Raw genomic sequence first — 26,642 nt, 5'->3', positions numbered from 1 at the left:
GACACGAACTTGTACCAATAAAATAAAAAAGCCGCTTAAATAGCGACTTCAATGGGAATATGTTCATGTCCCTCGACAAATGACCAAAGAACTCGAGTTGTCGTCTGCTTGAAAACAAACAAAGAAACGGCCCTTTCAGGCTCGCTTCCTTGTTTGTCACTCTATTAATTTCAACTCTCTAGCACGTACGACAGCTTGTCCCCGCCGTTTTACACCCAACTTGCCGTATATTCTAGAACTATGTGTCTTGACCGTCGTCTCTGCTATACCAAAGAGATTAGCAATCTCCCTGTTCGACAAGCCTTTTGCAATCGCTTTAATAATTTCCGTTTCTCGTTCAGTCAGCGGTTCAGTCAGCCCTGGTTGTATGAGACAAGGCACCACGGACAAAGCGTTACTGTCAAAAGCCTTCGGGAATGTTGTATCCGCAGTTTCGTCTTCCAGCATCTTGAGATAAATGATCCGTGTCGCAATAAGCTCCATCATCTGAACATCCCTCTTTGTAAACACACCCGACATCTGTCGATTTTCCAAGTATAGTAGATAGGAAGCTTGTTTTCCCGGAACATCGATTGACATGCACAGAATCGACCTCTGTTTTTTTGCTGCAATATAAGCATCCCTCACCCAAAAACTCTGAAGCGCGTCATGCAGAATTAGCGGTTGCGCCGTCATCGCTGTATGACGTAAGACGCTCTCCGCATACAGGTCGGCTTCTTTTTCCTTATCAATCCAGTAAGAAGAGTTAGCTTCAATAATGAACTCATTATTTTGACGCTTCAACAACAGACCACGCTCTGCTCCGGTTTGTCTTAGAGCCGTTTTTAAGAGATTTAACCTCCAGTCTGCCTTACTCGTCTGTGCTAACCCATTGATGATTCGTTGTAAAAGCTCGAATTGCTCTTCGCTCTTCGAGCCTTCACCTATCTTGGGGCCGTTCTGCCAAGCTACCTCTGTGATGGTTTGAGTCATATGTGCTCGCTCCTGTAATACTGGACCCTCATAACGTTTGTAAACCGGGTCCAGCAATTCAGCGTGTCTGCTTCTAATTTGAGTTACTTTGGAGGTGATTCCCCATTCGGCGTATGCCGCACAAGCATCCATCATCGTAATTGCCGCTCCGGATCGGCTAAGCAGATCATCTTGATAACATACAGCAAGCCGTTCGCAAGCAATGGCTTCGAGCAATACGTATTTTTCTGTTCTCGCTCGCTTAATTGCAGCCGTATATTGATTCATGGCGACAAACGAATTCCCTGCAATTCGTTCACTTTCTGCTTTGATTAGCAAATATGCGGAGGACTTACTGTCTAGAAATCCTCGCCAACTCTTCATCAATCGCAATTGCGCGCGTATGGTCTTCCGAATCCGCTTACGATCCTCCCTATTCGTCTCAAAATAAAATCCAGCTAATGCCAAACTCTCGTAAACACGTTGTTTACGAACTCGCATCCAATCCAAATGAAATTCGTTTACCCTTCCTCGTTGCGACCAATACAGCGCTTCCCTGTACCTGCCCGACAGCAACGCCACCTCAAGCCGACAACCGCAACTATAGTTGTCTTCGCCCCGGTGATCCAACTCACTGTCAGTCGACACCAGTGGAATAGAAACAAAACTGTCGATCAAAGAATCGTCTTGCAGCACTGCTGTGTAACTACTCGTCAGCAGCATCATTTCCAGTATCTTGTCGTCGGCAATCTGTCGCATGTTCTCCTCAAAGTATCGGAGCAATTCATTTATGACATATGCATTCCCATGATTACCCATAACACAAAAAATTAAGGCAGAATTAGCAAAGTCATGATCGCCTGCTTCCATCCCTTGACGCATCGCATTGAACAAGACAACAGAAGATTCCAAAGGACTGTCCATTTGCTTGATCATTCCGCTCAGAAAAGTAAAAACATGCTTTTTCCTCAATGTAGAGGTGTTCGCAATTTGCAGAAACACCCCCTCAGCAATCGAAGTCGCTCGAGCAAAGCTCGGAAATGTCCTTTGCACAATCAGCTCATATCCTCCGATCATTGATGCTAACGACTCATTCACCCCTTTATGCAACCCATAACGAATAAATGGGGCATACAATTCCAGTAGCGATCGTGCATCGTGTGTAAGTAATGGAAGAAACAACAGCTCCATTAAATGGCATAATTCCTCATAATCCTCGTCAAGTGGGTTGGACAGCAGAAGGTGCTTCTCCCGTTTTCGATGTAAGAGGACCGCGGTCGAGGCCATTTCCTTGGCGATAGACAACAGGGAACTCTTCTTCCCAAGCTTCCAGCCGTACGAGCCTAGCGCCTCCATTCCAAATTGAACCGCAGTCTCATTGTCCACGAATGCATGAAATTGTATCAAAGGTGCCCAGATTTTGAGTCGCTCCGATCGGCTCAGTCGATCGCTGCTTTGGTTCAAGTCCACCAACAGTTCTTTCGCCCGTGCGCTATTGCCACCCATATACTCCGTCCAAGCTAATACCAACTGCAAATCGACATCGAGTATACCTGGTACTTCCGCCTTGCATATTGCCAGCAGATGAAGCCCATTTTCTGCATAATACTTCCCTTTTGCATAGCGCGCCGCTGCCAACGCCTCTTGTCCCGCTTGAAGATTGTACTCAATCAATTGCTTCGTTTCTTGGTCTGATAATGCCGAAGCTGCCAAGTTCAGATGATCAATCGCTGTTCTTGACAGGTCATCGTATGACTCCTGAGTGCGATCCAGTAGGAACCGTCCAATTACCCGGTGTCGGTGGATATTGCGTCCTGAATCGAAAGCATATACCATTCGGTGAATGAATTCATGGGCAAACACATAGATCAAATCCTGTTCATCTTCTTGCTCTGCTTCGTCTTCCCGATAAATAAACCCTTCAGCTTCCGCCTCTTGAAGATTAAGGAATACCATATCCACTGATATGCCGCACACTTCGGCCAAGAGTGTTAACTGAAATACCGGACCAATTGCGGCCGCCATAGCCAAGAACTCCTTACGATCTTCCTTGAGCTTGGAGAAGCCTACCTCCAACAAACGCAGATGTTCTTTCGATCTGCTTAGTTGCCGGGTTATTTCAGAGTCCCATACCCACTGACGTCGTCTTTCGTCAAAACGTAGTCTGTTCTCCTTTATCCATCCCTCCAGCAAGAGACGAACCGAGCCAGGATTACCACCTGTCTGATCGTGGACAGACCGCGCCAGAAGTTGAATGCGACCGGATTTCTCATATAGAGCATCAGAGATCAGCTGCCTCACATCCTCATAAGCCAGCGGTGGCAGAGTCACTTGTTCCTCTGGATTGGCACGGCATCTATGGGTTAACCAAGCCAGCAAATCCTCTTGATTAAAATTCGCTACATCCCCCGTGGAAGTGATCAACTCCTCCGTACGATAAGCCCCTATTAGGAATAACCCATGCGCTTTTTGTGATAATGCAAGTTCACGAATTACCTCTTGTGTACCATTGTCGACCCACTGCAGATTGTCCATAAATAAAACTAACGGTGGCTTGCATTCAGCCATACAACAGATCAAGTCGGGCAGAAGTTCTTCAAACCGTTCCCAGGCCTTCGCATCGTCCGAGATATGTGCTACCTTCGCATCGTTGTCGAACAACAGCTTGGCCTCAGGCCAGCAGGATACGATTACCTGCATTTCTGGACCGAAACCGGCTTGTAGTTTGGCTTTCAGACGTGTAATGATTTCAATCGGCTCACTCCACAGTTGATAGACCCATTCCCGCATTCCCTGAAGGATCGGCCCACATCGAATATTTTTTTGGGAAAGTTCCACTTTCATAGCGATCATCCGGCCACCATGTCGAACGACGTTTTGTTCGATTCTATGGACAAGCGCCGTTTTACCCGTTCCTTCTTTGCCTATCACCCAACGAAAGGCATTCATTCCTTGAAAAGCCTGCTCCAGCCCAGCCTCCATTTGCACCACTTCGGCACTACGTCCATACCACGATTCGGATAGGGAAAGCGTACGGATTTTATCTAAACGTCCCACTTCCAATGGCTTAAACGCTCCATCGTTATCTATCATCATATTCTGATACAATTTCAGATCTTCAAGCACCCCATATATACTCTGATAACGCTCCACCTGTGATTTGGCAAGTAATTTCATCAGTATAGCTTGCAGTGTTTCGTCTAAACTCGGTCGAATATCGGATAAAGATTGAGGTACCTTGCGGGTATGTACGGTACCCCAGTCTTCATCATTGTCAGCATGAAAAGGCAAATGTCCGGTTAACAGCTCATAGAGAATAACCCCTAATGCGTAAAGATCACTGCGTTCATTCGGCACCAGATTGAATCGTGCAAATTGCTCGGGAGAACGATAAGCTGCATGACTTTCCGTATGCCAGGATACTTGAGCTGTTTTCCCCTCCCACTGTACGCTGATATGGTCAGGGCTAAGGTATCCAATTATCCTATTCCGCTCGTGTTCACGATGCACCATTTCTGCAAGTATAATAGACAGTTCAATGAACACCGCCAACTCTAAAGGGGACTGCGTTATGTACTCTCTTAAAATCTTAATAATGATGCACACCTATCTGAGTTATATTTGCGTTTCGTGAAAAGGATATTTTTGAATTTAATAATAATTTCGGCTGGATGAGATCGATTTATAAACCTAAAATAATCTTAATCCATGATGCATTTAGAGTCTAGCCACCGATATATATGCTATATATTTGCGAATGGCAAATGGTGGAATAAATAACCGCAAATATAAGTCGTTTTTTTTCCTCTACGCATATATACAGAAATAGAGATGAGCTGCGGCTTAAGAATAGCTGTCTCTATAAATTAAATCATCTTGTACAGAATGAAAAAATAAAGAGCACCTGATTAGGTGCTCTCTAGTAACCACTATTGCGTTGCAAGTAAATCCTCTACATTGACGTTGGAAGCGGCTTGAATATCGCCATACGTCCAGAACCATTCGGCAACGTCGTTCCACTTAATGGTACTTCCCTCAATTGGCTCGCGACCTAGAAGCTTATTTAGAATAACAACGGCCTCTGCTCTTGTTAAAGGTGAATTAGGATCTTAAAAATGACTGTGCCGAAACTAGCCAATAACACTCATCTAATTTAGCTATTATCTATGGTAATCTGCTTTTATCACGCGCGTTGATTTCCATCATCTAACTGTTTAAATAGTCATCTAATCCGAAATGACACACTGTTCTTGTCCTGCGACATTTTACTACTTTTCAAGATCCCCATCACAGAGCCCACTAGTAAACTTTTCAACAAAAGTTATATTTAGCATAGTTTCACTAGTGCGTCTCTGATCAAACCATCGCAGTAAAAAAGAAGGATTCTGTCGAAGTGTTAACGTTTTGCACGGTAACGCAATCCATCTACAAGAAGAGAAACAATATTTTTCGCATGCGCTATATCACCGTTGTCTACTCCCGTACAGAGACTTGCTACCGCCCACAACAATTCATCTGGTGTAATCTTGGCACGTACTTCATCTGCAGCTGTTGCTGTTTCAATCAAAGTCTTCAGAGCTGGACTTAATTCCTCTACAAAACAAAGTGGACGCACTGATCGAAGCCGAATAGCAGCAGCTGGACATTCCTTCGGTGGCCAAACGGCGGGCAATCTCTTGGGATTGCGAGTCCTCGACCCAGAAACTAAGAAGGACGTGGACCTGTTTGACTCGCGCATCAAAGCGGGCGTGCTGTTTGCCACCGCTGGACAAGGTGGCGACAGCCTGACGACGTTCGCGGCCGAGAATATGCCGCACTTGAACGTGAGCTTCACGCACATGATCACACCCACACTTGTGATCGTCGGGGACCAGGACTATACCCCGCAAAAGTATCAGTTGACCGTCCGCGGCCCGGAATGGATGTCCGACCCCTACTTCTTAAGCCCAGGGGCCGAGAGCCTGCTCACCCTATTCGGTGCAGAACACTCACTTAGCGGAATCCCGGGTTATGAAGTTACGGAAACAACAGATGAAAATCCAGAACATGTCGCCTTAATTCAGCTGGTCTCATGGGCTTATCTTTGTCATGCGCTCGATATTGAACATGACAGCTGGACGGCAGTTCAAAAGGCTTTATCAGAAGATCCAAATCCAATCGGTCGAATTGAATCCAAGTAAACTTTCATAAGATCTAGATATGCTCCTTTACCCACCTCTCACTGGTAAAGGAGCTTTTACGTATATACTCAAAGGACAATTTACAGTAAGGGAGGTATGAAATCATTTCTTTCTGAATCCCATATGTGCAGCAAAATTTGCTCCATATATGATCGAGTTGGTGTTAGCCGCCATAATCGTTATATTGCGTCCTACAAGACTTACAAAATCAAGATAATCATCTAATAGGTAATCGGAATATGTTCTTGTCCATTTCGGCAATCGGTACAAGTTCATGTCCTCGGCTCGGGACACGAACTTGTACCGATAACATAAAAAAGCCGCTAAAATAGCGACTTCAATGGGACCATGTTTTTGTCCCTCGACAACAAAGACTGAATTTTTTTAAAGTTCCCTACTTTCATGCAATTATGCCCTTTAGTCTTTATTTAACTGAGCAGAGTTAGAACTTGATCTGTTGGTCCCCTTTCTTGCAGTACAATTTTATTTATTATCCTCAAATTTATGTGGCTCTTTAACAAAACTTTTTAAAATAAATCCACACGTTATACAAATTACATGAGTAACATCTGATCCTAATGTTAGCATCTTTTTCATAGGATATACCCTAGCTTCGCCGTGCGACTTGCCCTCCCCTAATTTTGTTCCTCCACATTCAGGACAACATTCTTCGTTTCTCATCTCGAACCTCCTTCAATGAAATTAATCTTATCATTGCTTCTATATAGACCATATGTAACTTTCTATTATCAACGTAAAGCCTATTTTTTTGTAAAAGGCTATTAGATCAACGTGTGAAATCGTATCATCTGAAACTATACCATCAGTAATATGAGTCACACCTTCTTTAATACCGATTTCAATTAGACTGTCACGAAACAAAGGAACTACCTTGAAAAATGTGCTACAACCCAACGGATCGCTACTATTTCTATAGGCGTCAGTTAGTACTCCTGCAAGGTTATCCCCTTCCTTCTTCAAAATAGAAAATTAACTTATAGCAGCTTGCTAAGCGGTAATAAGGCATGATGCATATGTCCTGCCATATGGTATTGGTATTTACGAACTTCTAAACGAAGATACTTCAGTCGTATAAGAGACACCCGTTAATTCCCAGAATTCTTGCCCATCTAGTTGATAACCAATATAACATGGATCTCCAAGTTGTATCTTAGTTACATTTTCTGACGGAATTACTACGTAAGAATTATCTTTTGTTTCTTTCGAAAACGAATCCATTATATGCACACTCCTTGTTTGATTAATGAAACTATCATTTTATTCTTTTATTAATGTGGCTGAAAGGGTTCTCTTGTTTATTGTTTGGTAACTTTGTGTCATTGTACATCTGCATTATATCTATAAATGAATTAACAGGCAAAATAACGATTAGATAAACGCCTATCGCAATGAGAACATGTTCTTGTCCCGCGAAATAAACAGCTCCCTTTCTTTCACTTCTGTGTTTTATTTTGCATACCTCGGTCCGTCCTGTTGCAAACTTTATGCCGTGTTCTTTATCTGATAAGCCACAGACCACGGAAATGTCTGGGCTGGAGGATGAAAAAAGAAGCTGCAACAAAAGGTCCGAGTAACGCCAAACCTCTTGATGCAGCTTCTTTTGTATTTCAACTCGCTTTGCACAGCGAATTCATAATCACTTTAAGCCTTGCGAAGCATTTGTCTCTCGCTTAGCTGTGAAAGCATATCCTTCGTCATGGCCTTCAGGTCGTAGCGGGGATGAAATCCCCATTCTGTTTTCGCTGCCGTCGCATCAATGGAATGCGGCCAGCTATCGGCAATCGCCTGTCTCTTCGGATCAACGTCATAATCGAGGATAAAGCCGGGAAACTCATCCCGAATCGCTGCAGCGATCGCCTCCGGATCCACGCTCATTGCGGTGACATTAAATGAATTTCGGTGCATTAACCGGGAAGAATCCGCTTCCATCAATTCGATGATAGCGTTCAGGGCATCCGGCATATACATCATGTCCATGTTTGTGTCCTTGGCGATATAAGATGTATACCGGCCAGCCGTCACGGCTGCGTAATAAATTTCCACGGCGTAATCCGTCGTTCCTCCGCCGGGAGGCGTCATATAAGATATCAAACCCGGGAATCGCAGCCCCCTAGTATCCAGGCCGTATTTGTAAAAATAATAATCACAAAGTAGTTCGCCGGACACTTTGTTCACGCCGTACATCGTATTGGGCCTCTGGATCGTATCCTGCGGGGTATTGACTTTCGGAGTCGAAGGACCAAAAGATCCAATGGAGCTTGGAGTGAAAAATTGACAGCCGAGCTCCCTGGATACTTCAAGTGCATTCATCAATCCGCCCATATTCAAATTCCAGGCAAGCAGCGGTTTCTCCTCTGCGGTAGCCGACAGCAGCGCAGCCAAATGGATGACGGTATCCACTTCGTACCGCTTGGCGATTTCGAACATCGCCTTATCATTCGTCACGTCCAGCAGCTCGAATGGCCCGGATCGGGTAATTTCGTGGGCAGATGACTTGAGATCCGTAGCAACGACGTGATCCGCACCATAAATTTCACGTAATTTAACAACTAACTCAGAACCGATTTGGCCCAGTGCTCCGGTCACCAAAATCTTGTTCATAAGACATTCCTCCCGAAATATACTCCCGCGAATGCAGCTAAATCAGCTTCATTTCCTTGCCAACTTTCTCATAAACAGAAATCACCTGGTCGAGCATCTCCTTGGTATGGGCAGCTGTCGGCATGTTGCGTATTCTTCCGGTTCCTTTCGGGACCGTCGGAAACACGATTGCCTTGGCGTAAACGCCTTCTTCATAGAGCCGTTTGCTGAACTGTTGGGTGGTTACTTCATCGCCAATGATACAAGGTGTGATCGGCGTTTCGCTTTGGCCTACATCATATCCAAACCGGCTCAAGCCGTTTTTCAAATCATTGCCGTTCTCCCACAGCTTCTCGATCAGCTCTTTGTCATTCATCAAAATGTCGACAGAAGCGCTGCAAGCAGCGATTGCAGCCGGAGGTAGCGATGTCGAGAACAGAAACGGACGGCTTCTCAGCTTCAACCATTCAATCAGTTGCTTTTTACCCGCCACATAACCGCCGACAACGCCGATCGCCTTGGAAAGAGTACCAATTTGAAAGTCAATGCGGTCGGACAATCCAAAATGCTTCACGGTTCCCGCACCCGCTCCGAGAACGCCCGAACCGTGGGCATCATCCACATAAGTAATCAGATCGAATTCTTCAGCTATTTTCACGATTTCGGGCAGCTTTGCTATATCACCATCCATGGAGAAAACCCCATCCGTGATGACCATAATTTTATGGTACTGACCGGATTCCTTGGCCTCTTTCGCCTTTTGTCTTAAATCATTCATATCCGAGTGCTTAAAGCGAATCACCTTGGCTCTCGACAGGCGGCAGCCATCAATAATTGAAGCGTGGTTCAGCTCATCGGATAAAATCGCATCATGCTGGTCCATTACCGCGGATATAGCAGCCATATTGCAGTTAAATCCCGATTGATAAACGATAACAGCTTCCGTTTTTTTGAAACGGGCCAGTTTTTCTTCAAGCTCAATATGAAGATCCATCGTACCATTAATTGTTCTCACAGCCCCTGCGCCTGCCCCGTATGTCTGCGACGCCTTAACTGAAGCATCAATCAGGCGGTAATCTGTTGCCAGTCCCAAATAGTTATTGGAAGACAAATTGATTAGGGACTTTCCGTCGATACGAATAACAGGACCATTTGCACCCTGCAGCGTATCGATGACGTTATATAGACCTTTAGTCTTTAGATCTTCGATGTTCGAACTTAAAAATTGGTCCAAGGCTTGACTTGACATCCCATTCCCTCCTCGATATACGTATGTCCTCGTACAGGAGACATAAGAATCCTCCAAAAAAACCTGTTTTAAAAGGGATTAAACTAATTTCAATGTATCATCTTTTTTATTTATTGTACACATGTGGCGGACAAAAAATAAAAATATCCGCACAAAAATATAGCGCGTTCTAAATAAGATCCTCCACCACTACTTAGACATTTATCTAATCAGAAATCGGATCATGTTCTTGTCCATTACGGTAATCGGTATAAGATCTTGTCCCTCGACACGCAATAAACTTTTTCATTTTCTTCTTTCATCGTAGGTATTAGGCCAAAATGATTTTATACTATTTATATACTAGCCAGCTTTCATGTTAAACTATCCTGCCCGTTAGTTTAACTTCGCCCTCGATTTGCGCATCTACTTTATTTCTCATTCTAAATATGGAATGGCAAACTCCGACCTGATGTTATCCTGATGGACCTCTACATGCTAATAATGGACGGCATTGAAGCCAGTCGCTTCATATCGGAAGCGTATCCGGATACACGAATCATCATTTTGACCAGTTTTTCCGACCGCAGTCATATCGTACCGGCCCTTCAGGCAGGGGTTATAGGGAGGGGGAGTCTTAAGAGGCGTTCCAAACGCAGCATGATGATCCTTGTTTGCGACTTTAGTAATAAATAAAACGACCGTTCCCCGGTAAAATCTGAGAAACGGTCGCAGCTTAAATAATTTTGAATAAAAATTTATATCTTGGCCACGTAATGTATTTAATCTCAGTAACACCATAATTTCAATTAGAATATCTCAAAATATCGTTTTTTTGCTCAACAAGAAAGATTTCACTATGTAAAGATTTCATGTGGATTTGATTTTAATAACAGCTAATACTCCTACTATGAGGCCCCCACAACTTCATTTTATCAAAGGATCTTTCCATATCACTCATTATCTTTAATCACTCAAAAGAGATCACCACTCTCACTTAGATTTTCATTAAATCGGAAAGACAAATAACCTTAGCACTGTAGTTCTTTTTAGGACTCTTGACAACTTTCTTCCAGCCCCACTCATTTACATACCCTAACTCTTTAATTTTCAGGGCAGTCTCTTTAAATGGTATAATATCCCTTGTGAGGTGATTTGATGAACAAGATTTTAGCGATCTCGATTTTGGGAATGGGTTTAACAGGTGCTGTTTTAATCATCTCAATTGCTCTGTTGTTTAACCCTCCAATAGGAAATGTGTTGAAGATGGTTACTGCTGCTTCAATATTATCTTTTATTATATTTGCTGTTTCGGCTTTGGTATTTCGTCGGCGATTAGATAATGAAAAAAGAGAGTAATATATTTATACTTCCTCGATTTAGGAAGAATGATTCCCAGTAGCAATCCTAACAATGTTTCTACTCAAGAAAAAAAGCATCTCCTTCAGGAGATGCCTTTTTTCTGCTTATCTTCAGATAATAATGAAATATATTTCCTCCAACATGCATTCTCCCCTACAAGCACCCATGCCAGAAAATAGAATCTTCTGTTTTAAGATATATAGAGTTTGTTTCTATTGAGCTGTGTCCGGCTCTAACCACAAATATCTTACTAATGTCCTTGATCATCTCATCAATCTGATCGATTCGCCTAACATTCTCCGGTTCATTTCCTTCAAGCTCTCTGGAACGTTTCCCGTTAGCGTAACGATGGATCAATACTTTTCGAGTTCCTTCTCTAAATCATTTAGTAGCACTTGAATCTCAAGAACTGCAGAATCATCTCTGTTCCAAAAGATCGACAGCTTATGCTGATCCTCCACCATATTGGGTAACCAGTCACTAATGAACTCGTCTAATGAGATACAATGTGCTTTATAATTTAACCATTCTTCATAAGCACAGTACTCTGCAAACTCTTTCCTAGGCCAGAATGAAATAAGCAATCTCTCTTTATCATCTGAAGACATTGCCCAACCGTCATCATACAACCCCCAAATTTCTTCTGAATCAGTAACCTTCTTTATAAAATATTCATATCGAATATTCGCAGGGAGTTTAATAACAGCTTCAAACTCTTTCGAGGTTATCGAATTCATTTGCGACCTCCTTGTTAGAACTTTAAATTAAATATACCACGCTAATCTTCCCGTTAGCTTAATGAATTAGCAGGCAGAGATAGAATAGATATACTTCTAATCGGCAATCGGATCATGTTCTTGTCCATTACGGTAATCGGTTTAAGTTCTTTCCAAGTTCCCTACTCTCCTCCTGTTTTATTGGAAATTCTATATTAATATGATGCAAAATATCTGACAGAGCATTGCCTAAAAAGAATGAAGATACATGTATCTTCATCAAAATAATACTGAACATAAGTGCTTATCCCAAGGTGATCTCCTCCATGGGAGTACCGATCGAAATTCATCTCCGAAATTATAAATAAACAACCTCATTTATGTTGCTCTTTAGAAAAATCCATCATCAAATAAGAATAACTAAAAGAGTCCGCCTAATAATTAGGTGGACTCTTACTCCTATTTCCCGTATAACTTTTGGGAAGTGATTCTTTTTTGAGTAACTACTGATAAATACAGACTGGTTATTGAGTATAAAAATGCTGAGATGAAGAGGTTACACGGTATGGCAACAGCCAAGTACCGAGGTCTATTTCGTATGCGAATACAGACATACCTCACAGCATTTGTTGTGAATGTGAAACGAATGGTAAAGCTAGTCGAGCAAAAGCAGTCTTTGGCATATTTGAATAAATCAACAAAGCTTATGACTGAGACAAAATTCCTTTTACAAACAATGAGACACTGTGCTTGTAGAAATCTTCCTCGGTGACGAGTTGGGACTGATATTGCCCGTGAATCAGCTCGCTCATCTGAAATCCGTAGCACATCGAGAGAAAAGACATGGCGGCAAGGCGCTCATCCTGTCTGGCTATAACTTTTTTCTTCTGCAGGCGTTCAAAATATTCAACCAGCAAGGAGTGCAGCTTCACCGGCGGATCGGCCAGCACTCTGTCCAATTCGGGAAACATTCCTTTGTCGCGGATGCCAATCAAAATGATGTCCGCATTTTTATGGAAAAACAATCGGTACTGCTGACTTACATTCAGCAAATCGACTTCCGGATTATCGGTCGCGTCCTCTTTTAACAGCTTCTCAAATTGCGGAATATCCGAATGTCTTTCAATGATGGCTTCCAATATGCCTTGCTTACTTCCAAATTGCCGGAAAATCGTAGATTCATTGACTTTAGCTTCCGTTGCAATGGCTTTGGTGCTTACTCCCCGATAGCCATTCTTTTTGATGAGCTGTGTCGCGGCTTCAATGATTCTGTCTGAAGTTTGCATTGTATTTCTCCTTTTGCATATGTTAAACCTATTCTACTACAAGTTTTGCATATGCAGCAGGGTCGGGGTTCATCATTTTCATAAACGTTTATTTAAAGCAATTCGCTTCTTTTTTCCCAGCGGCTTGGTTCCGTAATCTTGACATGATCAGGTACCAATTGCGTGAGCGTGCCTAATTTATCAAATGTAATCTGGATTCGATCAGAGGGCAACAGCCATTCTTCGGTCTCGATTGCGCAGCAATCCGGTATCGTCCCCATTCCTATAATCGTGCCCGGGAGTGGCGTGAAAACTTTGAGAACCTCCTCCATCACTTTTGCAGGGTGTGCCGAATACTCGGATGTGCTTCCCTTCCAGTGCAGTCTCTCCCCGATGCGTACATCCACATCCAATACCAACGGGTTGTCGATTTCATCCGGCGTTACCAGAAATGGTCCTATTCCTTTGCTGCGATCGAAATCTTTGCAGCGCGTCGGTCCGGTCATCGCCTGGAAATCCGGCCACTGCACATCGCGGACAGTACTGTCATTAAAAATAACATAACCTGCAATGCAGTTCCCCTTCCCTGTAACAAAGGCCAGCTCCGGCTCGATATCCAGGTAGGAAGAGTACGAAGGCCAATGAATCGTATCCCCATCGCCAATTAATGCATTATGGTTACACTTATAATAACTGAAAGTTACTTTATTCAGATCTTGCTGGAATTTTTCAGCAATTTTACGTGTAAGCTCTTCTCTTTCCGGCCCTGTATATTCTCTTCGCAGCAGATTTACGCCAGCATTTCTCAGATGTCTTGGCGTCAGCCCGAAATCGATAAGCGCAGCCGGATTTGGAACTGGCGGTAGCAGGGTTACTGCTGCAATCGGGCTGATTTCATTTTCATTGAATTGTTGCACCTGTTCGATAACATATTGCATCATTTCCTTAGCGGCATCATCACTTGCCGGCAAATAATGAAGATAGCTGTCCATACTTTCAAGACTGTCAACGAATGTTCCCTGCTTTTTCATGATTGCGGCAAAAGACACGACAAATTTCTCGTTTACTACAAGCCCAAACAACGGTTCCTGGGATGTATTGGTTTGAAAGGTTACTAGTTTCATGGTTAAGCGCCTCCATCCATGTAGTGTGATGTTGTTCTGTTACTATCATATTGCATAGAACGTGTGCGTGCAAGTGCATGCTTGCATTTCTGCATTCCATTCTCTACAATAAGAATAGTCAGTATGCCTTACCCCAAAACATGTACGCAAAGGAGAATTTTCATGAAGTATGGACGTATTATTCAAAAACCTCGCGTTAAATTTTTTGAAGTCGCAGATGGCGTCTTTGCCGGTATTTCGCCGTATCGCGGCATCAGTTGGGCCAATGCCGGGTTCATCAACAAGGGTGAAGGGCTGGTGTATGACACGTTCTTCGATTTGTTCCATGCGCGGGAAATGAGAGAGGCTTTTATGGAAGTAAGCAACGGCGGCTCTCCCGCATATGTGGTGAACTCGCACTATAATAGCGACCATGCCTGGGGAAACAAAGTGTTTGAAGATGCTTGCATTATTATGCACAAGGAAGCGTCCAGAGAGCGTCTTACCGAAAATATCTCCTGGATGGACAGCGTCATCAGAAGAGGAAAGGATTCTCCGGAATCTACTTCGGGCGAGCGGTTTTTTGCAGCGGAATTTGAAGGATTCGACCTGGAAGGCGTAGAATGGTTGCTCCCGAATATTGAGATAAAGGACGATATAAACATCCGTCTTGGCGATACGGAAGTAATGATTTACAATGTTGCTCCGGCCCACTCTGACAGTGACTTGCTGCTGTGGATGCCAAAAGAAAAAGTGCTGTTCGCCGGCGATGTGGTGTTTAACGGGTGTACGGCATACAGCGAAGAGGGAACCCTCAATTGGGTTAAAGTGCTTGACCGCATTATTGATGAAATTAAACCCGAAATCGTTATTCCAGGACATGGCGCCATCTGCGGCCTGGACTTCGTGAAGGAGCAGAGAGACTACCTCCTGAACCTGATCAGCGAGTTCAACAAGCATTACAATGACGAAATTGATGCCTTGTCCCTGACCAAGCAAATTGATATTTCCCGCTTCCTTCATTGGATTCAGCCAGAACGCTTGTATGTTACAGTGGACATCCTATTGAAAAGCAAACGAGGGTTACCACCCCTTCCAATTTGGAACGAGGTGCCTGCTAAGCTGGAAGACATGAAAGTTTTTTTGGCCGGAAAATATGGTAATCAAATCAAGCCATGGGACCCTATGAGTGTTTGGCAAGAATGAATAGCAATTGATGCTAGCCTACGAAAAACAAAAAACGGCCCTGTCGCAAACGATGCGAACAGCGGCCGTTTTTTTGAATTGTTCCACGGAATTAAAATGGGTGCTTAAAAACCGATTATGAAGAAAAATGGAGTTGGACTTATGACTTGCTAGTAGAACTCTTCTAAAACGATATAACCAAAATTTGATGTTAAGTATTTCTCTCTTCTTTATCCGTTAATTTAATAACACAAAGATCTATCCATAATTTAAAGCAGTTTTTAATGATATTACCTTTATATGATAGTGTACCGCATCCAGCAGCTGCAAGGCTATTTTTACCGTTTTCAGCCGTTTGAACGACGTCGTTTTCTCTTCTCATTACGAGCTCAAATCTCTGATTGCGACTTCATCGTCAATGACAAGTATCTTCTTCAAGTGCACCCCTTTTAGCCTTGCTCCCCATCTTGAATCATAATTTACCCTCATCTTAGCACAGACACTTTAGATTCCTCCACCAACTGGAAGGTGAGGTATATTCCACTGAGTCCAACATAACTTGTAATAAACTCGAAGAAAGGAGAACAATCCATGGATCTGCTCTGGGTACTCATTGTTGGTGGACTTATTGGCTGGTTAAGCGGCAACTTGATTGGGCGGGACGTACCAGGCGGTGTACTTGGGAACATTATTGCGGGTTTTATCGGTTCCTGGTTAGGTACGGAATTGCTGGGACCAAGGGGGCCGGTGATTGGCGGATTTCATATTATTCCCGCCATCGTTGGCTCAATTATTGCCCTGCTCATCTTCTTCGCTCTGGCACGCGGCGGAGCCTTCCGAAGACGTTAACAAAGAGAGGCGTAAACCGATACCGTCGTTCATTAGATATTTTTATAAAGATGCTGCCAGGCATTAAGGTACAGGTTAAACATAAAAGGACCGAAAGCATTCATCGATGGAAGATGACACTTACGGTCCTTTTTATATTTTTGTACTGATTACATCCATTCTTTCAGTGCCTGAACAACCTGCTGAAGCTGTTCCTGTCCTGTAATCTTAGGCGCGCTGTCTTCCTTTTGCATCCAGTAGGAGACAAATTGACCATGGTTACCACCCTTTATACTCACGAATGTCGTGTTTTTCGGAAGATTGGGTTTGGCTTTTCCTCACGCTTCCCAGTTCAGAACACCATCATTACTTGATGTCACTCCTCAGTCAGGTTGGTAACTTTATGTCTTTCTACATTTTTCTATATTTTCCCGATTACATGAGCCTTTCTATTCCAAATTCTTTATAATTTTCGCAGGAACACCTGCAGCAATCGTATTGGGTGGAACGTCCTTGGTGACCACTGCACCTGCAGCAACGATAGAATTTTCTCCGATCGTAACCCCAGGCATGATCATCGTGCCTGCCCCAAGCCAAGCGTTTTTCTTGATGACTATTGGAGTAGATATCGTGGAGCGTCTTTCGGCTGGTTCCAGCGGGTGGTTAATGGTAATCAGGTTAACTTTTGGACCTATCAATACGTTATCTTCGAGGGTTATCCCACCTCTGTCCATAAAAGTACAAGCATGATTGATAAACACATTTCTTCCCACTCTGATATTTTTGCCAAAATCCGTGTAAAAAGGAGGAAGAAGTCCAAACGATTCATCCACCTCTACTCCCGTTAATTTCGAAAACAATCCTCTGACTTCTTTCGCTTCATGATATGAGTTGTTTAATTGCATTGTAATTTTCTGTGCTTCAACAATAAGATCATGAATTTTATAATACTCCGGGTCATTTAAAGAAATTAACTCGCCATTTTTATCTCGTTCAAGAATGTCTTTGGGTTTCATTTCACTTTGCTCCTTTTCCATATAGATAAACTAATCAGTAGTCTTCCTTCTCTAGATAACTTTACCTCTGGAAACATTCCTGCGGTTTATTCTGCAAGCGACCAGGTGACTTGTACATGCCCTGAACCAAGCGTAGCTGCCAAATTAGACGGATCGTCAACACTTCCGAGTAGTACATAACCGCCATAAGAATTGGAGAAAGTCTGATAAAAAAGCACCAAAGTGTTTCCGGACCAGGACATAATTTCACCGGCATGAATGGTTTCAGGGCGTTCGGTAGATGCAGCAGGAAGCTCCTCGGGCAGATCATTATACTTTTCTAGCCCATTCAGTTCTTTCATTTGGATGGTCATCGGAAATTGCGCTATCAGGGCTTGTGTCGTTTCATTGTTATTTAAAGTTGCTGTAAACGTGCTGCCGCCAACAATAATATGGATGGGAATCACGCTGTTTTCCTCCGTCTCATGATCTACTGTTTCAGCCGTTACCTCCAGATTTTACGAATCCTCTCCATTCGAACCGGTTCAGGGTTCTCTCTGCCGAAATGTAGTCGTTTAGTCATACGCGATTTTGATCGTTTACACGACATGTGTATAATATTATATTGAATCGAGGCACTTACAATCGTTAAATGATCTGTGTTTGTCGATTACTCTACAAAATCCCCTGAATTGACTATTAACTAAGAGAGCTTGGTGGAAATACGTGCCTAAAATAGATCGAAGAATACTCAAATCACAGGAAGCGATAAAAAAAGCCGTCATTGAATTGATGTCAGAAAAGAATTTCGATTCCATTACGATCCAGGAGATTTCCAACAGGGCAAATGTTCACAGGGCAACCATCTACCTGCATTACACAGATAAATTTGATCTGCTGGATAAACTGATTGAAGAGCATATTAACAACATGAAGGACATCAACCAATATGCATGTGAAATGGAGTGGAGTGAAGCGAATCTGGTCTATTTCGAATACTTTGAGCGCAATTATTTATTCTTTTCAACGATGTTGGCGAGTAAAGGAGCTCCTTCTTTTCGTGCCCGGTTCCTTGAGTTTCTTATTGAAGAATATAAAGGTGAAGTAAATATGAACGAAGAAAGAAACCAGGGATTGGATGAATTGATTGTGGGCTCCTTTATGGGAACAGCTTTTGTAGGAATAGTGGAATGGTGGATCACGAACGGGATGCCGTATCCACCTCATATCATGGCAAACCAGGTTGGGACCTTACTTGAGAGGGTTGTATAAAAGGGATATCAAACGAAACAAAAAAAGCTGCTAATTCAGCAACTCCAGGCTGTCGAGACATTCTCGGCAGCCTGAGCCTGTTTAGCAGAGAGGTTTTATCCGTGCCTATTCAATATGATTATATTCCTCGAAATCGTAATTCGTTCATCATGGCAAGCAAAGTCAATTTGGAACTAGTCATATTTACAACAAATATCCCAACGGACACCAGACTCTATACCCTTGCGCAGAACCCATGGCATAATCCACCCCCCCATTAAAATGAACCAGGCCCGCTCGAAGTCCATCCGACATTCCCGCCAGATCAAGCTTGGTATCCACCTGTAGCCCTGTCGTCATGAGGTAACGTTGAGATAGCGTATTGCCAGCCCGGAAAAAGCCACCTTCCTTGATAGGTCTGAATCCCTTCAGTCGCAAATGTCCCGGCCGTTCAGCGAGAGACCAGTAATCCGCCCATAAAATACCATTGTCCATCTGGTGTATGCCTTTGCCTTCCCCTTTATAACAATTCACATATAATCTGAATACTCCTTCATGATATTGAATGGAAACACCTGCAAGCGATCATATGCCGGTTTCGTTTTATCCAGCTTGCTCTGATTTCGAATATCATAATCCAGCGATCCACTGGGACAGTTCCTGAAGTCCTCGAACGCGCTCGCCCATGGCTCTGCACCAATGGCAACCTTCTCCTGCATTAGCTTCAGCGCATCGCCAGTGAAACCCACGGAAGGATGTACGAATCCTGACGGGCTTACCGTCCCCAAGATTGCTGGCTGAGTATGGATAACCGAATCATCGGCGGCCACCCTGCCGGGAACGTAACTTATAACCGCACAGATGCTTACGACCAACACACGAATAACCATCCATTTAACAAGGTTATAGCACTACTTCATTTCTATTGCCTCCTGATTCGCTTAAATGTAGAATTCATCATTATTGCCTCTGGATTTTCTGCTGTCTTCTCCTTTCCTTTGGGATATTTTTCTTCATGAATCGTAAATAAAATCCGGTCTGAAGTGAACCCAAATTTCAATGAAAAAAGTAGGAGAAAACTATTTTTTTCATAAATCAATCATCGACAGGCACCATACGAATAGATTTTTGCAAATATAAAAGACCGTTTCCCGAAAGAATACGGGAAAACGGTCATAGTTAGAAAGTATCTTATCTCCTGTGTACTAAAAGGCATATGAACATGCCAGAAATCAAGGGCATCAGATGTTCAGAGAATCGCTCCTCCTAAGTAAGGGAATATAACTTTAGCTTTGTTTTATAATCCTCCCTCGTCACCTTGCTCCTCCTGCACAATTCGAGCAATGTGAATCATCAAATATAATAATTCCTCGTTCGATATGGAGATATCCAGCATGTTTTGCACGTAGGTTTTGATCATCTCCGCGCATTTGTATTCAAGCGGATGCTCCTTCGCCATGTGTTGAAATATAAAATCTTTCGCCGAATTGCCCAGACGCCCTTCTTGTAAACGCTGGATGAAGAATTGCAAATGTGTGACGAGTCTCACATAATGGATGGAATTTTTGTTCAATTGTATATCAAAGGTGTATTGAATCAGGTTAAAAATATCTTTTAGCATCTTAACGGATTGCATCGTGCGCTCCATATTCTGCTCATGTGTTTGGGCATTCACGAAATGAAAAGCGATATTCCCTGCTTCTTCTTCCGGCAGTTCAATACCCAGTTCTAGATTCAGCATCTGAACGGATTCAACCCCCAGTTCGAACTCGACAGGATGAAACCTCTGGATCTCCCATAACATGCGATTCTGTAATGCTACCCCTTTTTTCCATCGCTCAATAGCAAACGACAAGTGATCCATAAGCGTAAAGAAGATTTGATCATCAAGAGACAGCTTTTCTTTGGCATTGGAAATCAGTTTGTTTATGACATTCACATGTTTTTCTGGCATGTTTTCGATGGTTCGTACGTAAGCCTGGGCAGACGGATTATTTTGCAAAATGAATCGTTTCTGGATGTGCTCCTCATCGAGTCGCTCGCCGACTTTGCCTTTGAATGCCAAGCCTTTTCCCATGACAATCATTTCTTGTCCCTGTTCATCTTTGGTCAAAAGCAAGCTGTTATTCAATATTTTGATTACTCTCATGCATTCATCACGATCCTTTATTCTTTCGTGACCGCCTGATCCGAGTTTCCGATACATCTGCCATTCTGTTTAATGACCTCCTGATACCACGAGAAGCTTTTCTTCTTCAAGCGCTTCAAGTCTTTCAGATCCTGTTCACCGCGGTTTACATAGATCATGCCGTAACGTTTCCCATAACCTTGATGAGTGCTTACCACGTCAATCACGGACCAAGGGCAATAACCAATCACATCTACCCCATCTGTCAGAGCCAGTCTGATCTGTTCCAGGTGTTTCTCAATAAAATCAATCCGGTACGTATCGTTAATGGTGTAATCTGCCTCCAGTACATCCGGAGCTCCTATACCATTTTCCGTAATTAGAATCGGGAGACCATATCGTTCACATACCTTACGCAATGTTAGCCTCAGGCCAACCGGGTCAATGACCCAGCCATACTTTGTTTTTTCCGTATAAGGATTCTCCGCAGCACGGTAGACTCCCTGCTCGCCAAGCATAATTTGCTGATCACCCGCACGAGCTGTAACATCCGACGCATCGCCCGTACTGGCGGCAATGGTTGCCGTCGAATAATAATTGATTGCTACCAGATCGGGGCGGCCAGACCGGATATCTTCCATGTCACCCTGCTCAATAACCGGCTCAATGCCACGTTCATGTAAATAACTCCAGAATAATGGGTTATACCGTCCCCATACCGATAAGTCGAGAAAACCCCATCCGCGAATCGTCTCCCAGTTATGTGCAGCGATTGCATCTGCTGGTCTGGAGGTTGCCTGGTACATCGAAGTCATGTTCAATGCAGGACCGATCTTGCCTTGCGGGAGCATGTCATGAAATAGTCGCATCGTTCTGCCTTGAGCCACAAACATGTGATGATTTTGCTGATACAGTTCCTTACTGGAAAGCAAACGTCCGCCCTTCGGTGTGCCAATGGCACCCGGATGAAGAATCATCGTATTTTGCTCATTAATGGTCAACCAATATTTCACTTTATGCCCGTAATGCTCAAACAAGATACGCCCGTACTCGACAAAAGCATCGATCGTTTCCCGGTTGTTCCATCCTCCCGTTTTCTCAAGCTCGTAAGGTAAGTCGAAATGGTACATGGTCACAATGGGTTCGATACCATGGAGCAGCAATTCGTCAATCAATTGGTGATAGTAATTGAGTCCTTTTTCATTAACAGCTCCTGTGCCTGAAGGCAAGATTCGAGTCCATGCAATCGAAAAACGATATGCTTTGAGGCCCAGCTCTGCAAAAAGCTTCACGTCTTCTCTGAATCGGTGATAGTGATCGCTTGCAACTGTGAAATCGGCGGCTCCAGCAGGATGATCACACATATCGATGACGGACAGGCCTTTGCCATCTTCGTTCCAGGCTCCCTCCACTTGATAAGCAGAGGTAGAGCCTCCCCACAGAAATTCATTGGGGAATGGTTTGATGTGTTGATATAACATCTCAAGCACTCCTTCATTTTAATATTGATCAAGATATATGACGGACCGTATTAAGCTTGTTATGAAAGGTGGATAATAGTCGCTCCAACCTCCACAGGACTCTGCTTCTCCAGCTTAATATCCGGGAAACGATCCGAATTGGCGATAATGATCGGGGTTATAACTTCATATCCTTCCGCCTTGATGGCATCGATATCGAAGCTGATCAACAAGTCACCCCGTTGTACCCGATCCCCCACTTTAATGGAAGAGTCGAAATGTCTCCCCTTCAGGTTGACGGTATCCACTCCAATATGAATGAGTACCTCTTCTCCATCATAACCATTTAATTTGACCGCATGTTTGGAGTCCATGAAAGCCGTAACTTCACCTGTGATTGGTGCATACAGTTCTCCTTTTGCAGGAATAATTGCAGCGCCCTTACCCAATAATCCCAAAGAGAAGACATCGTCTGGTACACGGTCCAGATGGACTAATTCCCCTTGCATCGGGCTGGCGATCGTAAGTGGGCGTAATTCATTTTGGCTCGGTACATTTGCATTTGTTGTTGCAACAGACTGCGTGCCGGCCGTGTTGTCTTTAACAGGCTGCCCGGAAAGCATCTTGTCATCGTTAACATTGGAATTGCCTTCTTCTTCATCGTCTACTGGATCTTCAAAACCAATGATCCATGTCAGGGCAAAGGTAACGATAAAAGCAATCAGACAAGTCACAATGGCATGAACGATGTTCATCGGATTGCTTCCAATGAAGGCAGGCAACGCGGCAAGCCCAGGAGAAACGAAGGCATAACGCACTAATCCAGTCAGACCAGCGTATATCCCTGCTACGCCACCACCAATCATTGCGGCAATCAAGGGTTTTTTCAGTTTCAGTGTTACACCGTACAAGGATGGTTCCGTGATGCCCAGCACAGCGGTGAAACCGGAAGAAGCAGCGAGCTGTTTCAGTTTTTTGTTTTTGGTTTTTAATGCTACAGCAAGCGTAGCCCCACCTTGAGCAATATTGGACGCAAGCATTCCCGGACCGTTGATCATTTCATATCCATTTTTGGTCAGTTGGCTAGTTGCAATCGGCGTCATGGCCCATGCAGTGCCTGTCACGATCAGGAACGGTTGCAAAGTTCCCATTAACAAAGGAATCAGCCAACTGGCTCTGGCATTAATCGCTTCTGCACCCAGCGCAACCAGATCATTAAGGTACGTTCCGAAAGGCCCGATCGCCACCAATGCAAGAGGTGCTGTAATCAATAGCACAATCATCGGTTTCGTGAAAAATTTGATCATTGAGGGCGATACTCGATCCGCGAAACGTTCAATATAAGACATGAGCCAAACGACAATAATAATTGGCAGCACGGAGCCTGCGTAATCGGTTAGTCGAACTGGAACACCGATGAAAAACACGTCTTTTCCTTCCGCCATCAGGGCGCTCCATCCCGGGTGTAACAAAACACCGGCAACTGTCATCGCCAGAATTGGACTTGTTTCGAACTTAATGGAAGCTCCATAAGCCAGCAGAATAGGCATGAAATAAAACGCCGCATCCGCAATGGTGTTAAGGATATAATAGTTTTGGCTTTCTGTAGTTACGAGGCCTGTCAGCACAAGTACGGCTAATATCGCTTTGATCATACCCGCGCCAATAATTGCCGGTATTACCGGAGTAAATGTCGTCGAGATTACGCTTATGAATCTGGAAATCCAGCTCTGTTTCTGCTTTGGTCCGTTATTTTTGCCGGAATCTGATTTGGACTCCGCACTTTGGGTTGCTGAACCCATCTGCTGAGTGATAACTCGGTAGACCTGCTGCACCTCATTGCCCACGACAACCTGGTATTGTCCACCATTGTTCACAACGGTAATGACACCTGGAAGAGCTTTGAGTTTTTCTGTCTCCGCTTTGGAGATATCGTGCAGTTCGAACCGAAGTCGGGTTGCGCAGTGCGTAAGCCGAGCGATATTATCCTTCTTTCCAACCAATTCCGTAATCTCTTGTCCCAACTTGCGATAATCCATACCTTTGCCTCATTTCTGAATTTGGATATAAAAAAGACCAAAACGATATGCGTCCCCCTACTCACATAAGGAAAATGCAAAATCATTTTGGTCATGCCTGCTTTACCAGTAACAGCCAAACACTGCTAATATTCAATTCTTTATTGATGTAAACGTTTACTGGATCATAATATCACATAACAATTTAGTTAGCAATCACTTTATTCGACATTTTTCTTTATACCTAAACACTTATGTTTTACTTTTATCGTGTCAGTTGTCCCGCAACAATGTGAACATTTTCATGTATTTCGGTGCTTAATGATGTTCATGTCCCTCGACATTACTGCAACAAAAAAAACATTCTTTCTTATAACTGCGTGAAAAATATAAAAACCACCCGTTCGGGCTATTGCATAAGACAGCTTATACTTAAAAGAGACGATCCATCGAAAGTTTAGATTCTGAACTTGAGTTGTCATCGATGATGCCCAGCTTTATTCCGATGTGCCAGTACATCAGATTAACTAATCTTTAAGCAGCATTCCTGCAAATAGGAAGAGAAAATTTTTTTGTTCATCAGCATGTGCTTGTTATCCCCATCCAACTTGCTGAGCAAAATCCCTCCCTCCAACAAGGAAAATGCAAATGATGCTAGCGCATCCACATCAAGATCCTCCTTTAACTCTCCAGCTTGAATACCGTCACGAATAATACTTTTCATCATATCCAAGAAGTTATGCATCCCTTGCCTTGCCTGACCACAAAGCTCCAAATGAGTATCGTCACTTTCTACAGCTGTATTCTGCATGGGACATCCACCAATAAATGGGGGATCGTTGACGACATTCTCATAGACACGAAAAAATGCAACCAACTTTCCTGACGCAGACTGCTCTTGATCGACCGCTTCAGAAAATTTACTGGCGACCATACTGGCAGCATAATTGTAGGCTTCAAGCGCTATCTCGTCTTTACTAGCAAAATGTCGATAAATGCCCCCCTTCTTAATTCCTGTGTCGGCAATAATATCGTTTAGCGATGTACCGGCATATCCTCTCTGGTTAAAAATTTCAGCCGATTTCATAATGATGTGTTTCCGTGTTCTGTCCCCTTTTTTCATGATCTCCTCCGTATGAACCGTATTTTATTGCAATTGCTTTAAACGAATTATCCAATTCGTCCTTGCAATTCACTAATATCATGCTAATATAAAGATACCTAACGGTCTCTTTTCAGATTATACAACATGCCATCCTAGAATGAAATAGCGCTGGGTCATTTTTATTTCATTGCAGGCAGTGGCTTGTTGGAATAAATAAAACTTATAGGGGGATTTTCAGTGACTGTAAAAGTAGGTATAAACGGTTTTGGACGAATTGGACGACTCGCTTTTCGCCGGATTCAAGATGTGGAAGGCGTCGAGGTAGTAGCGATTAACGACCTTACGAACGCTAAAATGTTAGCTCATCTGCTCAAATATGATACGACGCAAGGCACTTTTCACGGTGACATTGAAGTCCATGACGGAACCTTCAAAGTAAACGGCAAAGAGGTCAAGGTTTTGGCTAAGCGGAATCCTGAAGAGCTTCCTTGGGGAGAACTTGGCGTTGATATTGTTCTCGAATGTACAGGCTTCTTCACTACAAAAGAAAAGGCCGAGCTACACCTGAAAGGCGGAGCGAAGAAAGTCGTCATTTCCGCCCCTGCTACAGGAGACATGAAAACGATTGTATACAACGTGAACCATGACACACTGGACGGAACGGAAACCGTCATTTCCGGCGCTTCCTGCACAACCAACTGCCTGGCCCCTATGGCTAAAGCTCTACACGACAAGTTTGGTATTCAATCCGGGCTGATGACGACCGTTCACGCTTACACGGGTAACCAAAACACGCTTGACGCTCCGGATCCAAAAGGAGATTTCCGAGCTGCGCGCGCCTCAGCGGAGAACATCGTTCCCTACTCCACCGGTGCCGCAAAAGCCATTGGTCTGGTTCTTCCGGAACTGAAGGGTAAACTGGATGGTGCATCTCAACGTGTACCTGTACCAACAGGTTCTGTGACTGAACTCGTTGCCGTTTTGAATACCAAGGTAACGGTTGAGCAAGTTAACGCTGCTATGAAAGAAGCTTCCGATCCAGAAACTTTCGGCTACACGGAAGACGAAATTGTATCTTCCGATATCAAAGGCATCACATTCGGTTCGCTCTTCGACGCCACACAGACAAAAGTTCTGACTGTCGGTGACCATCAATTGGTGAAAACCGCAGCTTGGTACGATAACGAAATGTCTTATACAGCCCAATTGGTTCGTACTCTGGAGCACTTCGCTAATATCGCTAGATAAATAATCGTAAGATGGAGA

At 43.6% G+C, this 26,642-nt stretch carries 24 protein-coding genes and 2 pseudogenes; 8 read left to right on the top strand and 18 right to left on the bottom strand.

Annotated elements, in window-relative coordinates; genetic code table 11:
- Nucleotides 1-156: 156 nt before the first annotated feature.
- A complete protein-coding gene (locus gpAD87_RS09965; RefSeq protein WP_157258440.1) occupies nucleotides 157-4,497 on the bottom strand; it encodes a LuxR C-terminal-related transcriptional regulator in 4,341 nt (1,446 codons plus the stop codon).
- A gap of 850 nt (nucleotides 4,498-5,347) precedes the next feature.
- A complete protein-coding gene (locus tag gpAD87_RS32155; protein WP_179132057.1) occupies nucleotides 5,348-5,566 on the bottom strand; it encodes a hypothetical protein in 219 nt (72 codons plus the stop codon).
- Nucleotides 5,567-5,627: 61 nt separating this feature from the next.
- On the opposite strand from gpAD87_RS32155, the gene gpAD87_RS09960 reads away from it, so the two are divergent.
- Nucleotides 5,628-6,131 (top strand): hypothetical protein, encoded by a 504-nt coding sequence (locus gpAD87_RS09960; RefSeq protein WP_197521399.1) that lies wholly within the window; start codon nucleotides 5,628-5,630, stop codon nucleotides 6,129-6,131.
- A 483-nt stretch (nucleotides 6,132-6,614) separates the two neighbouring features.
- Here the strand turns inward: gpAD87_RS09960 and gpAD87_RS09955 are convergent, their stop codons facing one another.
- The 3 genes from gpAD87_RS09955 to gpAD87_RS09935 all read right to left on the bottom strand — a co-directional run bounded on the left by gpAD87_RS09955 (nucleotide 6,615) and on the right by gpAD87_RS09935 (nucleotide 9,981).
- Complete coding sequence (locus gpAD87_RS09955) at nucleotides 6,615-6,812, bottom strand: hypothetical protein (RefSeq protein WP_063567440.1); 198 nt, start codon at nucleotides 6,810-6,812, stop codon at nucleotides 6,615-6,617.
- A gap of 981 nt (nucleotides 6,813-7,793) precedes the next feature.
- Nucleotides 7,794-8,753 carry an NAD-dependent epimerase/dehydratase family protein gene (locus tag gpAD87_RS09940; RefSeq protein WP_064637901.1) on the bottom strand — a complete coding sequence of 320 codons (960 nt, stop codon included), beginning with the start codon at nucleotides 8,751-8,753 and terminating at the stop codon, nucleotides 7,794-7,796.
- 37 nt (nucleotides 8,754-8,790) lie between these two features.
- Entirely contained in the window at nucleotides 8,791-9,981 is a 1,191-nt protein-coding gene (locus gpAD87_RS09935; protein ID WP_064637899.1) for a glycine C-acetyltransferase, read from the bottom strand.
- Between the two features lie 426 nt (nucleotides 9,982-10,407).
- Between gpAD87_RS09935 and gpAD87_RS31455 the strand changes: the two genes are divergently transcribed.
- Nucleotides 10,408-10,656, top strand: a complete 249-nt coding sequence (locus gpAD87_RS31455) for a response regulator (RefSeq protein ID WP_269453522.1) — start codon at nucleotides 10,408-10,410, stop codon at nucleotides 10,654-10,656.
- Between the two features lie 462 nt (nucleotides 10,657-11,118).
- Nucleotides 11,119-11,319, top strand: coding sequence for a hypothetical protein (locus tag gpAD87_RS09930; protein ID WP_064637898.1), 201 nt, complete (start codon nucleotides 11,119-11,121; stop codon nucleotides 11,317-11,319).
- A 356-nt stretch (nucleotides 11,320-11,675) separates the two neighbouring features.
- Here the strand turns inward: gpAD87_RS09930 and gpAD87_RS09920 are convergent, their stop codons facing one another.
- Nucleotides 11,676-12,059, bottom strand: coding sequence for a DUF2750 domain-containing protein (locus gpAD87_RS09920; protein ID WP_064637894.1), 384 nt, complete (start codon nucleotides 12,057-12,059; stop codon nucleotides 11,676-11,678).
- Nucleotides 12,060-12,555: 496 nt separating this feature from the next.
- Between gpAD87_RS09920 and gpAD87_RS32535 the strand changes: the two are divergent.
- Nucleotides 12,556-12,696: pseudogene (locus tag gpAD87_RS32535) on the top strand (transposase); the annotation flags it as partial.
- Between the two features lie 46 nt (nucleotides 12,697-12,742).
- Here gpAD87_RS32535 and gpAD87_RS09915 read toward each other — a convergent pair.
- On the bottom strand, nucleotides 12,743-13,324 hold the full coding sequence (locus tag gpAD87_RS09915; RefSeq protein ID WP_064637893.1) for a TetR/AcrR family transcriptional regulator: 582 nt from the start codon (nucleotides 13,322-13,324) through the stop codon (nucleotides 12,743-12,745).
- Between the two features lie 92 nt (nucleotides 13,325-13,416).
- Nucleotides 13,417-14,427, bottom strand: coding sequence for a fumarylacetoacetate hydrolase family protein (locus gpAD87_RS09910; RefSeq protein WP_064637891.1), 1,011 nt, complete (start codon nucleotides 14,425-14,427; stop codon nucleotides 13,417-13,419).
- A 162-nt stretch (nucleotides 14,428-14,589) separates the two neighbouring features.
- On the opposite strand from gpAD87_RS09910, the gene gpAD87_RS09905 reads away from it, so the two are divergent.
- Complete coding sequence (locus gpAD87_RS09905; protein ID WP_064637889.1) at nucleotides 14,590-15,612, top strand: MBL fold metallo-hydrolase; 1,023 nt, start codon at nucleotides 14,590-14,592, stop codon at nucleotides 15,610-15,612.
- A gap of 190 nt (nucleotides 15,613-15,802) precedes the next feature.
- Here gpAD87_RS09905 and gpAD87_RS32150 read toward each other — a convergent pair whose 3' ends face one another.
- Nucleotides 15,803-15,973, bottom strand: a complete 171-nt coding sequence (locus gpAD87_RS32150; protein ID WP_197521398.1) for a hypothetical protein — start codon at nucleotides 15,971-15,973, stop codon at nucleotides 15,803-15,805.
- A gap of 209 nt (nucleotides 15,974-16,182) precedes the next feature.
- Between gpAD87_RS32150 and gpAD87_RS09900 the strand changes: the two genes are divergently transcribed.
- Nucleotides 16,183-16,440: a GlsB/YeaQ/YmgE family stress response membrane protein gene (locus gpAD87_RS09900; protein ID WP_024630063.1), complete on the top strand. Its 258-nt coding sequence runs from the start codon at nucleotides 16,183-16,185 to the stop codon at nucleotides 16,438-16,440.
- Between the two features lie 149 nt (nucleotides 16,441-16,589).
- Here the strand turns inward: gpAD87_RS09900 and gpAD87_RS31445 are convergent.
- The 3 genes and pseudogenes from gpAD87_RS31445 to gpAD87_RS09890 all read right to left on the bottom strand — a co-directional run.
- Nucleotides 16,590-16,742 (bottom strand): annotated as a pseudogene (locus tag gpAD87_RS31445) (alpha/beta hydrolase); the annotation flags it as partial.
- A 126-nt stretch (nucleotides 16,743-16,868) separates the two neighbouring features.
- Nucleotides 16,869-17,456, bottom strand: a complete 588-nt coding sequence (locus gpAD87_RS09895; protein WP_231952501.1) for a sugar O-acetyltransferase — start codon at nucleotides 17,454-17,456, stop codon at nucleotides 16,869-16,871.
- A gap of 65 nt (nucleotides 17,457-17,521) precedes the next feature.
- The gene (locus gpAD87_RS09890) at nucleotides 17,522-17,881 is read right to left on the bottom strand and encodes a cyclophilin-like fold protein (RefSeq protein WP_079693627.1); all 360 of its coding nucleotides are present in this window, start codon (nucleotides 17,879-17,881) and stop codon (nucleotides 17,522-17,524) included.
- 259 nt (nucleotides 17,882-18,140) lie between these two features.
- On the opposite strand from gpAD87_RS09890, the gene gpAD87_RS09885 reads away from it, so the two are divergent.
- Nucleotides 18,141-18,686, top strand: a complete 546-nt coding sequence (locus gpAD87_RS09885; RefSeq protein WP_064637887.1) for a TetR/AcrR family transcriptional regulator — start codon at nucleotides 18,141-18,143, stop codon at nucleotides 18,684-18,686.
- Nucleotides 18,687-18,869: 183 nt separating this feature from the next.
- Here the strand turns inward: gpAD87_RS09885 and gpAD87_RS09880 are convergent, their stop codons facing one another.
- From gpAD87_RS09880 to gpAD87_RS09855, 6 genes are all read right to left on the bottom strand, one after another.
- Complete coding sequence (locus gpAD87_RS09880) at nucleotides 18,870-19,160, bottom strand: hypothetical protein (RefSeq protein WP_197521397.1); 291 nt, start codon at nucleotides 19,158-19,160, stop codon at nucleotides 18,870-18,872.
- A 35-nt stretch (nucleotides 19,161-19,195) separates the two neighbouring features.
- The gene (locus tag gpAD87_RS09875) at nucleotides 19,196-19,555 is read right to left on the bottom strand and encodes a hypothetical protein (protein WP_197521396.1); all 360 of its coding nucleotides are present in this window, start codon (nucleotides 19,553-19,555) and stop codon (nucleotides 19,196-19,198) included.
- A 407-nt stretch (nucleotides 19,556-19,962) separates the two neighbouring features.
- Nucleotides 19,963-20,814, bottom strand: coding sequence for a BglG family transcription antiterminator LicT (gene licT / locus gpAD87_RS09870; RefSeq protein WP_064640837.1), 852 nt, complete (start codon nucleotides 20,812-20,814; stop codon nucleotides 19,963-19,965).
- A gap of 17 nt (nucleotides 20,815-20,831) precedes the next feature.
- The gene (locus gpAD87_RS09865; RefSeq protein ID WP_064637882.1) at nucleotides 20,832-22,274 is read right to left on the bottom strand and encodes a glycoside hydrolase family 1 protein; all 1,443 of its coding nucleotides are present in this window, start codon (nucleotides 22,272-22,274) and stop codon (nucleotides 20,832-20,834) included.
- Between the two features lie 59 nt (nucleotides 22,275-22,333).
- On the bottom strand, nucleotides 22,334-24,292 hold the full coding sequence (locus gpAD87_RS09860; protein WP_064637880.1) for a beta-glucoside-specific PTS transporter subunit IIABC: 1,959 nt from the start codon (nucleotides 24,290-24,292) through the stop codon (nucleotides 22,334-22,336).
- Nucleotides 24,293-24,794: 502 nt separating this feature from the next.
- Nucleotides 24,795-25,358, bottom strand: a complete 564-nt coding sequence (locus tag gpAD87_RS09855; protein ID WP_442950714.1) for a TetR/AcrR family transcriptional regulator — start codon at nucleotides 25,356-25,358, stop codon at nucleotides 24,795-24,797.
- 255 nt (nucleotides 25,359-25,613) lie between these two features.
- Between gpAD87_RS09855 and gap the strand changes: the two genes are divergently transcribed.
- Nucleotides 25,614-26,624 (top strand): type I glyceraldehyde-3-phosphate dehydrogenase, encoded by a 1,011-nt coding sequence (gene gap / locus gpAD87_RS09850; protein ID WP_064637878.1) that lies wholly within the window; start codon nucleotides 25,614-25,616, stop codon nucleotides 26,622-26,624.
- The last annotated feature ends 18 nt before the right edge of the window (nucleotides 26,625-26,642 follow it).

The organism is Paenibacillus sp. AD87, assembly GCF_001659845.1.
Classification (GTDB): domain Bacteria; phylum Bacillota; class Bacilli; order Paenibacillales; family Paenibacillaceae; genus Paenibacillus; species Paenibacillus marchantiae.
The sequence above is the reverse complement of the archived record's forward strand: the minus strand, read 5'-3'. Positions and strand labels throughout refer to the sequence as shown.